This is a genomic window from Aeromonas sp. FDAARGOS 1405 (assembly GCF_019048265.1).
In the GTDB taxonomy this organism is placed as follows: domain Bacteria; phylum Pseudomonadota; class Gammaproteobacteria; order Enterobacterales; family Aeromonadaceae; genus Aeromonas; species Aeromonas veronii_A.
Window position 1 is genome coordinate 1,523,108 of record NZ_CP077311.1, and the last position, 13,804, is coordinate 1,536,911.

Here is a 13,804-nt window from a genome sequence, read left to right on the forward strand (position 1 = left end):
TATGACTACTTTGTTATCTACGGATTTGATTTTGAAAGCTTTATATTGCTCGTTGCAGCGGGGCGCTTGCCGTTGCGCAGCCCATCGAGCGTGAAGATCAGCAGTGCGCTCCAGATACAGGCGAAAGTGAGAGCCTTGTCCATTGCCAGCTCCTCGCCGTAGAGAGTGACCGCGAGGATGAACATCAGGCTGGGGCCTATGTACTGGAAGAAGCCCAGGGTGGATAGCTTGAGCCGGGTCGCAGCGGCGGTGAAACAGAGCAGGGGGGCTGTGGTGACGGCGCCTGCAGCGATCAGCAGCAGGTTGAGGTGCCAGTCATTCTGGGTGAGGTGGCTGGTGGGGCTGTCGGCAAATCCCCACAGATAGATGGCTGCCGGTGGCAGCATGATCATGGTTTCGATCAGCAGGCCGGTAAGTGCATCGAGGGCCAGCTTTTTGCGCACCAGACCATAGATGGCGAAGCTCGACGCCAGCACCAGCGCAATCCAGGGCAAGGAGCCAAAGGCGATAAGCTGGATCGCCACCCCGGCAAAGGCCAGCGCCACCGCCCACCACTGCAGGCGGCGCAGCTTCTCGTTCAGAAACACCATTCCCAACAGTACGTTGAACAGCGGGTTGATGTAGTAGCCGAGGCTGGCATCCAGCATATGGCCGTTGTTGATGGCCCAGATGAACAGCAGCCAGTTGCCGCCGACGGTAACCGATGTAAACGCCAGGGTGAGCAACACTTTTGGCTGGCGCAGCACCGCCTGCACCTTGTGCCACTGACGGCCTGCCAGGGTCAGTACCATCAGCAGCACGCAGGACCAAATCATCCGGTGGGTCAGGATTTCGGCGGCCGGAACGGCAGAGATGGTCTTGAAATAGATGGGGGCTATGCCCCAAAGGGTATAGGCGCACAGGGCGTAGATGACGCCCTGACGCTGGATCTGTTGCGGCATGCGGATGACCTTTACTGAAGCGTTGGATGCGGGAAAACATCGCAAAAAATCAGTGTAGCGATCCTTTTGCGGGGAAAGAAGCGAATAAACGAAGTTTGAGGGAAAGGAGGTGTGTTGCTGGCCGGTCAGCCTTTACCGCGGCGGATCTTGTCGACGTCCATCAACAGCCACAACATCAGGGCGATGGCGGAGATCCAGGGGCCCCAGGTCACGTAGGCCTCGCCGTGCCCCAGCACGAAGAACAGCAGGGGCAAACCGATCACCAGAAAAAGTACGCTTCCCAGAAAAAATAGCATTTTTGTCTTTATATTTAACATGTTGGCTTTTTTATCATTATAAGGATTGAGCCCGGTGATGGAAGGCCAAAAATGCAAAAGGGGGATTTCTCCCCCTTTTTGATCCGATAGTGCTGCTTTGTCGTGTTATTCCAGCTGAATCCAGGTGCTTTTCAGCTCGGTGTACTTCTCCAGCGCATGAAGTGACTTGTCGCGACCGTTGCCGGACTGTTTGAAGCCGCCAAACGGCATGGTCATGTCGCCACCGTCCCAGTTGTTTACGAACACGGTACCGGCGCGCAGGGCGCGGGAGCCTTTCACCGCCTTGTTGAGATCCGCCGTCCAGATCGCCGCGGCCAGGCCGTAGTCGGTGTCGTTACTCAGCGCAATGGCCTCTTCCAGCGTATCGAAGCCGGTCACCGCCAGCACAGGGCCGAAGATCTCCTCGCGGAAGATGCGCATCTGCGGGGTCACGTCGTCGAAAATGGTGGGTTCGATATAGAAGCCGCCACTCTCCATATTGGTGCGGTTGCCGCCCAGCAGCAGTTTGGCCCCCTCCTGCTTGCCAATCTCGATATAGCGCAGCACCTGCTCCATCTGGATGTGATCCACCATGGCGCCGATGCGGGTCGCAGGGTCGAGCGGGTTGCTCGAGATCCACTCGCGGGCATGGGCCAGCAGTCGCTCCATAAATTGCGGCTTGATGCTGTTTTGCACCAGCAGGCGGGAGGCTGCGGTGCACACCTCGCCCTGGTTGTAGAAGATGGCGCCAGCTGCGCTCTTGGCCGCTGCGTCCAGATCCGGTGCGTCGGCCAGTATGATGTTGGGGCTCTTGCCGCCGCACTCCATAAAGGCTCGCTTGAGGTTGGACTTGCCGGAACACTCCACCAGATGTTTACCGATCTTGGTGGAGCCGGTGAAGGTGATGCAGTCCACATCCATATGCATGGCCAGCGCCTCGCCCACGGTGTGGCCAAAGCCCGGCAGCACATTGAACACGCCGTCCGGAATACCCGCCTCCTTGGCCAGACCGGCGATACGCAGGGCGGTCAGGGGGGATTTCTCGGAAGGTTTGAGAATGACCGAGTTGCCGGTAGCGAGCGCCGGGCCCAGCTTCCAGCAGGCCATCACCAGCGGGAAGTTCCAGGGCACGATGGCGGCAACCACCCCGAGCGCTTCGCGGGTCACCAGCGCCAGTGCTGACTCCTCCACCGGGGCGACCTGATCGTAGATCTTGTCGATCGCTTCGGCGTTCCAGGCGATGCAGTTGGCGGCGGCGGGGGCGTCATAGCCCATGGCATCGCCGATGGGTTTGCCCATATCCAGCGACTCCAGCAGCGCCAGCTCCACCTTGTTGAGGCGCATCAGCTCGGCGAAGCGCTGCATGATCTGTTTGCGCTGTTTCGGTGGCAGGCCGCTCCAACGCTTGTCGTTGAAGGCGTCACGGGCAGCCTGTACCGCCAGTTCGGCATCGGCGGCATCGCAGGCAGCCACCTTGGTCAGCAGCTTGCCATTGGCCGGGTTGATGCAATCGAAGGTGGCGCCATTGACGGCATCCCGATAGCTGCCGTTGATAAAGGCTTGCGAGGGCAGGGTCAGATGGGCGGCCTTGTGTTGCCACTGGGCCAGGGTCAGGTCACTCATGTTCACTCCTTGAACCGGCAAAAGTCAGTTTCCGCGTATCAATATGCTAAACATCCTGCCGCTTGTAAATCCACCTTGTAACAATTCATTAAACATTGCCCCCCCTGCCGATGCGCCTCTGAATGTCAGAAACTGGCGGGGGTGTTGGCCGAAATCAGCACGCACTCCTGCTCGCCGCTATTGCGAAAGCGGTGGGGGGTGCGGCTGTCGAAGTAGTAGCCATCCCCGGCGCCCAGCAGGTAGATCTGCTCGCCCACGGTCACTTCAACCTCGCCCTTGATGACGATGCCGCACTCTTCACCCTCGTGGCTCAGCATGTCGTCGCCGGTGTCGGCGCCAGGTGGCAGCACCTCCTGCAACATGCCGATGGCGCGGTTGGCTCGGCTGTGCCCGACCAGCCGGTAGCTGATGGGATGCGTGCCGAGATCCGGCATATCGGCGGCGCGGAAGATCACTTCGGTGCCCATTTCGGTCTCTTCAGTGAAGAAGCTGGCCAGCGACATGGGGATGCCTTCCAGCACCTTGCGCAGGGAGGCGACAGAGGGGCTCACCTGATTTTTCTCGATCTGGGAGATAAATCCGTTGGTCACACCGGAGCGCTTGGCCAGCTCGCGCTGGGAGAGGGCTGCCTTGGTGCGAACCGCCTTGAGGCGGTGACCGATATCCATCTATAGACACTCCTTGACTGTTTACTATTATTAAAATTGTGTTAAATATCTTATACCACCCTGCTGATGCGTCTAGCTAGGGGTGGCACCAGACAGGGCGATAACGGGCCCTTTTTTATGGATTCAGGTGTTTAATTTAATAGGCATTGGCCGACAGTTGCTAAACACCTTAAGGATGAGGTGACCATGAAACCGATCAGCGACATCAATACGCCCTCCGACATGTCCGCCTTCTGGATGCCGTTCACCGCCAACCAGCAGTTCAAGGCGGCGCCGCGTATCCTGAAGTCGGCAGAGGGGATGTATTATCACTCAGAGGATGGCCGCAAGATACTGGATGGCACAGCCGGACTCTGGTGTTGCAACGCGGGCCATGGTCGGCGCGAGATTGCCGAGGCGGTCTCCCAGCAGATTTCCCACCTCGATTTTGCCCCCACTTTCCAGATGGGCCACCCCCTGCCGTTTGAGCTGGCCAACCGGCTGGTGGAGATCGCCCCCAAGGGGTTTGGCCACGTCTTCTATACCAACTCAGGTTCCGAGTCGGTCGATACCGCGCTCAAGATTGCGCTGGCCTGGCAGCGGGCTCGCGGTCAGGGCACCCGCACCCGGCTGATTGGCCGCGAGCGTGGCTATCACGGGGTCGGCTTTGGCGGCATCTCTGTGGGGGGGATTCCCGGCAACCGCAAGTGGTTCGGCTCCCTGCTGACCGGGGTGGATCATCTGCCCCATACCCTCAACATCGCCAAAAACGCCTTCACCAAAGGGCTGCCCGAGGAGGATGTGGCGCTGGCCGACGAGCTGGAGAAGATCGTCTTTCTACACGATGCCAGCAATATCGCGGCGGTGATCGTCGAACCCATCGCTGGCAGTACCGGCGTGCTGATGCCCCCCAAAGGCTACCTCAAGCGGCTGCGGGAGATCTGTACCAAGCATGGCATCCTGCTGATTTTTGACGAGGTGATCACCGGTTTCGGCCGCCTCGGTTCCCCCTTCGCCGCGCAGGAGTTCGATGTCATTCCCGACATGATCACCTGCGCCAAGGGGCTCACCAACGGCGCCATCCCCATGGGGGCGGTGCTGGTGCAGAAGCACATTTATGACGACATGATGGCGGCAGGCAAGGGGGCCATCGAGCTGTTCCACGGCTACACCTACTCCGGCCATCCGGTGGCTGCGGCTGCGGGGCTCGCGACCCTCGAGATCTATCGCAACGAGAACCTGCTCAGCCGTGCCGCCGATCTGGCGGGCTACTGGGAGGAGGCGGCCCATTCGCTGAAGGGCTGCAAGCATGTGAAGGATGTACGCAACTACGGGCTGGTGGCGGGTATCGAGCTGGAGTCCATGCCGGATGCACTGGGCAAACGCGCCTACGAGGTGTTCGTGCGCTGCTTCGAGAAGGGGGCGCTGATCAGGGTGACCGGCGACATCATCGCCCTGTCGCCACCCCTTATCATCGAGCGCAGTCAGATCGACGATCTCTTCACCCTGCTGCAGGATGCCCTGCAGGCACAACCCTAACCCATTTGATGGCCCCGCACTGGCGGGGCCTTGCGTTGGTTTGCTCAGCGCATTTACCACATCAGTTATCACGGAGGATACATGACATACAGGGTCAGCAACTTCATCAACGGCCAGCCGCAGGAGAGTCGCAGCGAGCGCCAGGGTGCCATCTTCAATCCCGCCTGCGGCAAGCAGCAGGGGAGTGTGGGGCTTTCCAGCGCCGCCGAGTGTCAGGAGGCGATCGCCATCGCCGAGCGCGCCTTTGCCGACTGGTCGCAAACCCCGCCGCTGGTGCGGGCCCGGGTCTTTTTCCGCTTCAAGGAGTTGATGGAGCAGCACAGAGACGAGCTGGCCCAGCTCATCAGCCGCGAACATGGCAAGGTCTTCTCCGATGCGCAGGGTGAGTTGACCCGCGGGCTGGAGGTGGTGGAGTTTGCCTGCGGCATTCCCCATCTGCTCAAGGGGGAGCATTCCCTCAACGTCGGTCGCGGGGTAGACAGCTACTCCATGATGCAGCCGGTGGGGGTTTGCGCCGGTATCACCCCGTTCAACTTCCCGGCCATGGTGCCGCTCTGGATGTTCCCGGTCGCTATCGCCTGCGGCAACACCTTCATTCTCAAGCCCTCCGAGAAGGATCCCTCCCTCTCGTTGCGGATGGCCGAGCTGCTCAAGGAGGCCGGTCTGCCGGATGGCGTGCTCAACGTGGTGAACGGTGACAAGGAGGTGGTGGATGTGCTGCTGACCGACCCGCGAGTGGGTGCCGTGTCGTTTGTCGGCTCCACCCCCATTGCCCAGTACATCTATGCCACCGCCTCGGCCCACGGCAAGCGGGTACAGGCGCTGGGCGGTGCCAAGAACCACATGGTGGTGATGCCGGATGCGGATCTCGATCAGGCGGTCTCCGCCCTGATGGGGGCTGCTTATGGGGCAGCGGGCGAGCGCTGCATGGCCATTTCGGTGGCCGTGGTGGTGGGTGACGAGACCGCCGATGCGCTGGTGGCCAAGCTGACACCGCTGGTGGAAAAACTGCGGGTGGGCCCGGGGCTGGGCCAGAGCCCGGAGAACGAGATGGGGCCGCTCATCAGCAAGGAGCATCTGGCCAAGGTGCGTGGCTACGTGGATCAGGGGGTGGCCGAAGGGGCCGCGCTGCGGGTCGATGGTCGCACGCTGAGCCACGACGAGGGTTACTTTATCGGGGGCTGCCTGTTTGACGAGGTGACCCCCGAGATGCGCATCTACCGCGAGGAGATCTTCGGCCCTGTGCTTTCCATCGTGCGGGTGCCGGACTACGAGACGGCGCTGCGACTCATCAATGAACATGAGTACGGCAATGGCACCGCCATCTTTACCTGCGACGGCGACACCGCGCGGGACTTCACGGCGCGGGTGCAGGTCGGTATGGTAGGGGTGAACGTTCCCATTCCGGTGCCGATGGCGTTTCACAGCTTTGGCGGCTGGAAGCGCTCCATCTTCGGGCCGCTCAACATGCACGGGCCGGACGGGGTTCGCTTCTATACCCGGATGAAGACGGTGACGGCGCGCTGGCCCCAGAGCCTGCGCAGTGGTGCCGAGTTCTCCATGCCGACCATGAAGTGACGTGCTGGCACGTGCTCATGGCCTAACCTCTTGCCCCCGCCGGTCGATGATTGGCGGGGGCGAACTCTGTAAAGGAACAACAGATGCGATTGGGAATTCTCGATTGTGACCGGCTCGATCCCGATCTGGCTGATCGTTTTGGCCCCGTTTACTCCGAGATGTTTATCAGGGGCTTTGCGGCCCTGGCCCCCGAACTGGAATTTCGGGTCTGGTCGGCTCTCGATGGGGAGCTGCCGGAGGATCTGCACGAGTGCGATGCCTGGCTTATCACAGGTTCGCGCCACGATGCTTACAGCGATATCCCCTGGATTCAGGCACTGCGGGCGTGGATCCGTCAGGCGCACGATGCCGACGTCAAGCTGGCCGGTGTCTGCTTCGGTCATCAGGTGATCGCCCAGGCACTGGGTGGCGAGGTGGTGAAGTCCACCAAGGGATGGGGGCTGGGAGTGTCGGTGCATCCCATGCTGGCAGATGAGCCCTGGATGGCGCCAGCGCGGGATCAGATCCGCATTCTGGCCAGTCATCAGGATCAGGTGGCCCTGCTGCCGCCGGGGGCGACCCGACTGGCGGGCAACGATTTTTGTCCCAACTTTATGTTTTTGCAGGGGGATCACATCGTCGCCATTCAGGGGCATCCGGAGTTCTCGGTGGAGTACAACCGGGCGCTGATCGAGCGGCGCCGTGGCCTGTTACCCGACGAGCGTTACCAGAGCAGCCTCTCCTCGCTGGAGGGAGAGGTGGATTCGACCACCATGATGCAGTGGTTGCTGCAGTTTTTGGGGATCCTGCCGCTGCGGGCCGGCGCAGCCTGAGCCCGGTTTGTCAGCGACCCCCTTCGGGTGCTAGATTTTGTAGCAAAATGAAGGATCAAGCGCTGCGATGTCGGGATCGGATGATACACTGGCCGCCCTTTGTGGCGGCCTGTTTGTCTGGCGTGATCGCCGCACCAGCTTGAGAGGGTGAAGCCTTGAAACTACAGCAATTGAAGTACTTGATCGCGATCCGGGACCACAACCTCAACGTCTCGGTGGCGTCCGATGCGCTCTATACCAGCCAGCCCGGGGTCAGCAAGCAGATCGGCCTGCTGGAGAGCGAGCTGGGAGTGCGGATCTTCGAGCGCCGTGGCAAGCATCTGCACCGCATCACCCCGGTGGGCGAGGAGATCATCAAGTGTGCCGAGGCGATGCTCAACATCGAGAGCAAGATAAAGGCGATCTCCCGTGAGTATCTGGATCCGACCGTGGGCACCCTCAACATTCACACTACCCACACTATCGCCCGCTATCTGCTGCCCAAGTCGGTTACCTACTTCACCAAGAAGTACCCCAAAATCTCGTTCCACCTCCATCCGGTGATGTCGGCGAGCAAGGAGCAGATCAGCAAGGGTTACTCCGATTTCTCCATCGTTGCCCACGAAATTGGCTTCGACAAGGAGCTGATCGCGCTGCCCGCCTACCTCTGGACCCTCTCTCTGGTGGTGCCGCAGGATCACCCTCTGGCCAAGGTGAAGAAGCCGACGCTGGAGCAGCTCTGCCACTACCCCATCCTCAGTTACGAGAGCGGTGCCACCGGTCGGCAGGTGCAGGATGAGGTGTTTCAGGCGGCGGGGCTGACCCCGAGCTACTACATGACGGTAATGGATGCCGGAGTGATCAAGCGCTATGTGGAGCTGGGCTTTGGCATCGGCATCATCTCCTCGCTGGTGGCCAACGACACCGACAGCCCCGGGCTGGTCTCCATCAATCTGGAGCACCTGTTCAAGCCCTGTCCGGCCCAAATCTGCTTCAGCAAGAGCATTCTGCTGCAAAACTACATGTATGACTTCATCAGCTCTTTCTCGCCTCACCTCACCAAGGAGGTGATCCAGAGCGTGATGCAACAACCGACCCAGGCGCGCATCGACGAGCTGCTGGCCGGGGTGGAACTGCCCATCTATTGATCCCGATCGGATTACCGATCGCTTACGGTTGTCTCTTCAGTCAGGCTGGGCTCTACTCGGGGTTCAGCCTGTCTCTTTTGGGCTATCTCCATCGTCCGAGGTCTCTATGTCACGTATTCTGCTGCTTGCCAATCTCAACTGTGATCATGTGCTCTCCCTCTCCGAACCGCTGGTGGCGGGGGCCCGGCTGCAATACGTGGATCAGGGACGCAGGCTGGGAGGTGGTGCCGCCAATACCGGCATCGGGCTGGTGTGGGCGGGTCACGAGGTGACCATTGCCTCACGCATCGGGCTGGACGAGACCGGCGACTGGCTGCTGGAGCAGGCGGCCGGTTACGGGCTGGATTGCAGCCATGTGGAGCGCTTTGGCGGCGAGACCGGCGAGTTGCTGATCCTGGTGGACTCCACCGGCGAGCGCACCATACTTCGCCGTCCCCGTCGTCCCGATCTGCCCGGTGATCTGCCACAGGAGGGGATCGACTGCCTCTACGTGAACTATCCCGGCACCGCCATCATCAGTTATATGCGCCAGATGCTCGGCAAGAGCTTTGTGTTGGCCCAGTATCCCAAGGGCGGCCAAGCGCGCCGTCCCTGCCATGTGCTGGTGGCCTCCCGCTCCGATCTCGGCGAGGTAAGTGACCCCTGGCAACATGCCCGCCAGTTGGCGGGTGAGCAGCTTGAATGGCTTGTGTTGACCGAAGGGAAGGCGGGGGCGGTGGCCATCCATGGCGACGAGCAGATCAGGGTCGCCGCCCGGCCTGTCTCGGTGGTCGATACCACGGGAGCAGGGGATGCTTTTGCTGGCGGCTTGATCCATGGTCTGGCACGGGGCATGGCCATCAAGGATGCGTTGCAGTGCGCGGTGGACTGGGGCGCATTTGCCGTCGCCTCCGAGAGTTCCATCCCCTCGGTCGCGCTGAAAAACTGGCTGAAACAGCCTCATTGAGCAACCTCTTTGCCAGCCGATTGAGGGGCGGAGCGCGGGCCATATAGCTGCAGATCGAAGGGGCTTGGCGAAAGGCTCGGTTAGGGTGATTTACCCGCCATAAAGCGGGTAAACGCCGGGCTAACCCGGCAAGTTTGCGATCAATCAAAGAAAGTGTCGATTTATGTGCATCTTCATCGACACCCGGTTGTGCTGCTCTTAACCTGTCACACCGCAACTCAGATTAAGAGACAGGCCCCCCTGGCGAACAGGGTCGAACCGGTTGTCTCCTGCCTCTTAGCTCAATGTTGTCGTCCTGATCCCTGGCTTGTAGTAAGAGGCAAGTGCAACCATGCAACTGACACGATTTACCGACTACGCCCTGCGTACCCTGACCTTCCTGGCGGTTCAACCGGGAGATCGCCTGTCGACCATTACCGAAGTGGCCGATACCTTTGGCATCTCTCGCAACCATGTGGTCAAAATTGTGCACCAGCTTGGCATCAAGGGGTATATCGAGACGGTACGCGGCAAGCACGGTGGTATCCGGCTCGGTCGTTCAGCGGTCTCCATCAACCTGCGTGATGTGGTGATGGACATGGAGCATGTGCTCTGTCCGGTCGACTGCAAACGCGAGAACTGCCGCCTCTCCGGCGGTTGCCGCATTCAGGGCATTCTGCGCCGCGCCATGAACGCCTTCCTCGAAGTGCTGGGCGAGTACACTCTGGCCGATGCGGTGCGCGATCCGACCCGTCTCTGTCACCTGCTGGGCATTGAGCAGGAGTCCATTCTGGCGATGGCCTGACTGGCAGGAAACAAGAACAGATATAAAATAAAGGGGTGCCAGATGGACCCTTTTCTTTTCAGCGACTACCCGGCTGGCGGATCAGGGTGATGGCGCCGTGCAGGCAGGCGAGGCCACAGGCGCCGCAGCCATTGCATGCATCCATATTGACGTTGATGCCATCGGCTGTGGCCTTGATCGCCTGCTGGGGGCAGGCATCTTCACAGAGCAGGCAGTAGAAGCCCTGACGGGCCTGACAACTCTCTTCAATCTGCACCCGGGTCTGCACCTGACGGCCCAGTTGCAGGTCGAGTGCACCGGTGGGACAGGCTCTGGCGCAGCTGCCGCAGTAGCTGCACTGACCGCATGAGAGGTCGAGCACCGGCGTACCGGAGATCGGGGTGTCGTCGTATTCGGGCTGGCTGGCCGGTTTGAGCAGACCGCGCGGGCAGGCCTTGAAACACTCGCCGCAGCGGCTGCAGAGGGAGAGGTACTGGGACTCCTCGATGGCCCACGGCGGGCGCGCTTCATGGCAAACCACGGCGGGCTTGCGGGAAGCTTGCCAACCTTGTGTCAGCCAACGGAGGAAATAGTGAGTCATGCTCGCCCCTGATACCTATTAGGGGTTAATTTTATCGAAGTTTCGGCAAGCAGGCCAGAGAATAGCGGCCGCCAGGATCGCAAGGGCTGTTGCCCTTGTGTAAGCTAGGCGGGTCTTTTTACGTGGTTGAATGAAAACATATGTGGCTATTTCTCTGGCGTGCGTCCCTGCTCTATATCTTTCCCCTGCTGATGTGGGGCTACTGCCGCATCAAGGGCATCGAGTTCGCCGAGCTCGATACCGGGGTCAACAGCCACAAGTGGGTGGTGCTGGCCGCTTACCTTCTCTATGTGGTGCTCTGGGTCTTGGTTAACCGCTATCTCGAACTCTTCCTGCGTCAGCGGAGCCGCAAATGATCGACCCCGGACTCTGGATCATCCTGCTGCCCGCGGTCCTTTTGGCTCTCGGACTTGGCTGGCTGATCGGGCGGCGGGCAGCCACGGCGCGGGCTCAGGAGTTGCTGCTGGCACAGGAGCGTTATCAGGCACTGCAGGAGCGTTTTGACGAACTGCAGGATGAGCGGCAACAGGGGCAGCAGAAGCTGGATCAGCAGCAGACCCTGCTGATCAAGCTCACCGCCCGTCTCAAGGATGCAGAAGCTACCCTGCGCAGCGAGCGGCTGGCTGCCGCGGAGAAGCTGCAACTGCAACAGGAGGCTGAGCAGCGCCTCAGTCAGCAGTTCGAGAACCTCGCCAACCGGATCTTCGAGCAAAACTCCGGCAACTTCCGTGAATTGAACCAAAACAGTCTCGATCTGCTGCTTACTCCGCTCAAGGAGCAGCTCGAGGGCTTTCGCCGTCAGGTGGGGGAGACCCATGCTCAGGAGACGGCCCAGCGCCACAGTCTCAAGTTCGAGCTGGAGCGCCTCGCCGAACTCAATGCCCGCATGACCGAAGAGGCGGCGGCGCTGACCCGCGCCCTCAAGGGCGACAGCAAGCAGCAGGGCAACTGGGGGGAAGTGGTGCTGGCTCGGATCCTCAGCGAATGCGGCCTGCGCGAGGGCCATGAGTACCACACCCAGGTCAATATCGAGGTGGAGAAGGGCAAGCGCTACCAACCCGACGTGATCGTCCACCTGCCGCAAGAGAAAGACATCATCATCGACGCCAAGGTGTCGCTGACTGCCTACGAGCGCTGGTACAACGCCGAGGACGAACTGGAGAAGGCGGTGGCGCTCAAGGAGCACGTCGCCTCGGTGCGCAACCATATCCGCGAGCTGGGTCGCAAGGATTACCAGCAGTTGCCCGGTGTGCGTACCCTCGACTATGTGCTGATGTTCGTGGCGGTGGAGCCCGCCTTCCTCAGTGCGATGGAGGCCGATCCTTCGCTGGTGCGTTATGGTCTCGACAACAACATCCTGCTGGTGAGCCCCACCAATCTCATGGTGGCGCTGCGCACCATCGAGAACCTGTGGCGCTACGAGCGGCAGAACCAGAATGCCCGCCAGATTGCCGAACGGGCCGGTCGCCTCTACGAAAAGTTGCGGCTGTTTGTCGAGGAGATGCAGCAGATGGGCGGCAGCCTGCACAAGGCGCAGGAGAGCTACGACAAGGCGATGGGACGGCTGGTCAACGGCCGTGGCAACCTGATCGCTCAGGTCGAGCGTTTCCGCGAGCTGGGGGTGGAGGTAACCAAGAGCCTGCCCGAGCCGTTGGTTGAGCGGGCGCTGGAGCGTGATAAGGATCGGGAGTAGTTTTTCCCCTTACAGCTATCAGCAAAAGGCCCAAACCCGGTTTGGGCCTTTTGTTATCTGCCAGCTCGCTTCGTGCTGACACATCATCAGAAATCTGCAAAGCAAACGGCCCACCGAAGTGGGCCGTTGTTATTTGCACTGCCGGTGTTAATCAGCGGCTGGCTGCGCGGGCGCTCAGTTCGGCTTTCTCGCTATCGCTCAGGAAGGCCAGGGTCAGGCCGTTCTGCTGGGCGGTGCGGATTTCGCTGGCGGTCATACCCGCGGCCGGAGCGGCCACTTCATATTCGTGGGGCAGGTCGATCCCTTCCACCGCCGGGTCGTCGGTGTTGAGGCAAGCCAGCACGCCGGCAGCCAAGAACTGGCGGATCGGGTGTTCGGTCAGGCTCGCCACCGTGGTGGTCTGGACGTTGGAGGTGAGGCAGGATTCGATGCCGATGCGATGCTCGGCCAGATAGGCCATCAGGGCCGGATCCTGAATCGCTTTGACACCGTGGCCGATACGCTCGGCACCCAGCTCGCGAATGGCCTGCCACATGCTCTCGGGGCCAGCCGCCTCACCGGCGTGTACGGTGACGCGCATGCCTGCGTCGCGCACCTTACGGAAGTGGTCGACAAAGAGTTCCCCCGGGAAGCCCAGCTCGTCACCGGCCAGATCGATGGCGACCAGCTTGTCGCGGTGGGCCAGACAGGCTGCCAGCTCCTGATTGCACTGCTCGGTGCCGAAGGTGCGGCTCATGATGCCGATCAGGTTGGCCTTGATGCCGAAGTCACGGCTGCCCGCGGCCACACCGTCGATGATGGCTTCCACCACACCCTGCGGGTGCAGCTTGTGGGCCATCGCCATATAGGCCGGGCTGAAGCGCAGCTCGGCATAGTCGATACCGGCGCGCAGCAGATCTTCCACGTTTTCGTAGGCAACCCGGCGGCAGGCGTCATAGTTGGCCAGCACGGCCACACCCCAGTCCAGCTTCTTCAGGAAGGCGACCAGACTTGGCTCGTTCTCGACGATCTGTACGTGAGGGCGCAGTGCCTCCAGCTCAAAGGCGGGCAGCTGAATATTGTGTTGGCGACCCAGCTCGAGGATGGTTTGCGGACGGATGTTGCCGTCCAGATGGCGGTGCAGGTCGGTCAGGGGGAGAGATCTGTCAATCATGATGGCGCCTTCTTCGAGTCGGGTTTGAAAGCCTGCCATTCTAGGCGGGGCTTTCAAAAAAGATACCCCGTTTACGGTTAAACGG

Annotated in this window: 14 protein-coding genes; 8 read left to right on the forward strand and 6 right to left on the reverse strand. The window is 60.9% G+C overall.

What is annotated here, in order from left to right:
- Nucleotides 1-17: 17 nt before the first annotated feature.
- The 4 genes from rarD to I6L35_RS07170 all read right to left on the reverse strand — a co-directional run bounded on the left by rarD (nt 18) and on the right by I6L35_RS07170 (nt 3,528).
- A complete protein-coding gene (gene rarD, locus I6L35_RS07155; RefSeq protein WP_216979887.1) occupies nt 18-941 on the reverse strand; it encodes an EamA family transporter RarD in 924 nt (307 codons plus the stop codon).
- A 125-nt stretch (nt 942-1,066) separates the two neighbouring features.
- Entirely contained in the window at nt 1,067-1,237 is a 171-nt protein-coding gene (locus I6L35_RS07160) for a hypothetical protein (protein ID WP_005341999.1), read from the reverse strand.
- A 126-nt stretch (nt 1,238-1,363) separates the two neighbouring features.
- Nucleotides 1,364-2,860, reverse strand: a complete 1,497-nt coding sequence (locus tag I6L35_RS07165; protein ID WP_216979888.1) for an aldehyde dehydrogenase — start codon at nt 2,858-2,860, stop codon at nt 1,364-1,366.
- A 125-nt stretch (nt 2,861-2,985) separates the two neighbouring features.
- A complete protein-coding gene (locus I6L35_RS07170; protein ID WP_005339643.1) occupies nt 2,986-3,528 on the reverse strand; it encodes a cupin domain-containing protein in 543 nt (180 codons plus the stop codon).
- A 186-nt stretch (nt 3,529-3,714) separates the two neighbouring features.
- On the opposite strand from I6L35_RS07170, the gene I6L35_RS07175 reads away from it, so the two are divergent.
- From I6L35_RS07175 to I6L35_RS07200, 6 genes are all read left to right on the forward strand, one after another.
- Nucleotides 3,715-5,046, forward strand: a complete 1,332-nt coding sequence (locus tag I6L35_RS07175; RefSeq protein WP_216979889.1) for an aspartate aminotransferase family protein — start codon at nt 3,715-3,717, stop codon at nt 5,044-5,046.
- 81 nt (nt 5,047-5,127) lie between these two features.
- Complete coding sequence (locus tag I6L35_RS07180; RefSeq protein ID WP_167566080.1) at nt 5,128-6,624, forward strand: CoA-acylating methylmalonate-semialdehyde dehydrogenase; 1,497 nt, start codon at nt 5,128-5,130, stop codon at nt 6,622-6,624.
- An 83-nt stretch (nt 6,625-6,707) separates the two neighbouring features.
- Nucleotides 6,708-7,436 carry a glutamine amidotransferase gene (locus I6L35_RS07185; RefSeq protein ID WP_216979890.1) on the forward strand — a complete coding sequence of 243 codons (729 nt, stop codon included), beginning with the start codon at nt 6,708-6,710 and terminating at the stop codon, nt 7,434-7,436.
- A 155-nt stretch (nt 7,437-7,591) separates the two neighbouring features.
- Nucleotides 7,592-8,563, forward strand: a complete 972-nt coding sequence (locus I6L35_RS07190) for a LysR substrate-binding domain-containing protein (RefSeq protein WP_033114758.1) — start codon at nt 7,592-7,594, stop codon at nt 8,561-8,563.
- Between the two features lie 106 nt (nt 8,564-8,669).
- Nucleotides 8,670-9,509: a PfkB family carbohydrate kinase gene (locus I6L35_RS07195; protein WP_216979891.1), complete on the forward strand. Its 840-nt coding sequence runs from the start codon at nt 8,670-8,672 to the stop codon at nt 9,507-9,509.
- Between the two features lie 331 nt (nt 9,510-9,840).
- Nucleotides 9,841-10,293: an Rrf2 family transcriptional regulator gene (locus I6L35_RS07200; protein WP_005341983.1), complete on the forward strand. Its 453-nt coding sequence runs from the start codon at nt 9,841-9,843 to the stop codon at nt 10,291-10,293.
- A gap of 58 nt (nt 10,294-10,351) precedes the next feature.
- Here the strand turns inward: I6L35_RS07200 and I6L35_RS07205 are convergent, their stop codons facing one another.
- The gene (locus I6L35_RS07205) at nt 10,352-10,873 is read right to left on the reverse strand and encodes a ferredoxin-type protein NapF (RefSeq protein ID WP_216979892.1); all 522 of its coding nucleotides are present in this window, start codon (nt 10,871-10,873) and stop codon (nt 10,352-10,354) included.
- Nucleotides 10,874-11,013: 140 nt separating this feature from the next.
- On the opposite strand from I6L35_RS07205, the gene I6L35_RS07210 reads away from it, so the two are divergent.
- Both I6L35_RS07210 and rmuC read left to right on the forward strand, forming a co-directional pair.
- The gene (locus tag I6L35_RS07210) at nt 11,014-11,229 is read left to right on the forward strand and encodes a hypothetical protein (RefSeq protein WP_216979893.1); all 216 of its coding nucleotides are present in this window, start codon (nt 11,014-11,016) and stop codon (nt 11,227-11,229) included.
- Nucleotides 11,226-12,566 carry a DNA recombination protein RmuC gene (rmuC, locus tag I6L35_RS07215; protein WP_216979894.1) on the forward strand — a complete coding sequence of 447 codons (1,341 nt, stop codon included), beginning with the start codon at nt 11,226-11,228 and terminating at the stop codon, nt 12,564-12,566. Before I6L35_RS07210 ends, rmuC begins: the two co-directional genes overlap by 4 nt.
- A 151-nt stretch (nt 12,567-12,717) precedes the next feature.
- On the opposite strand, the gene add is transcribed toward rmuC, so the two are convergent.
- A complete protein-coding gene (gene add, locus I6L35_RS07220) occupies nt 12,718-13,719 on the reverse strand; it encodes an adenosine deaminase (RefSeq protein WP_216979895.1) in 1,002 nt (333 codons plus the stop codon).
- Nucleotides 13,720-13,804: the final 85 nt, after the last annotated feature.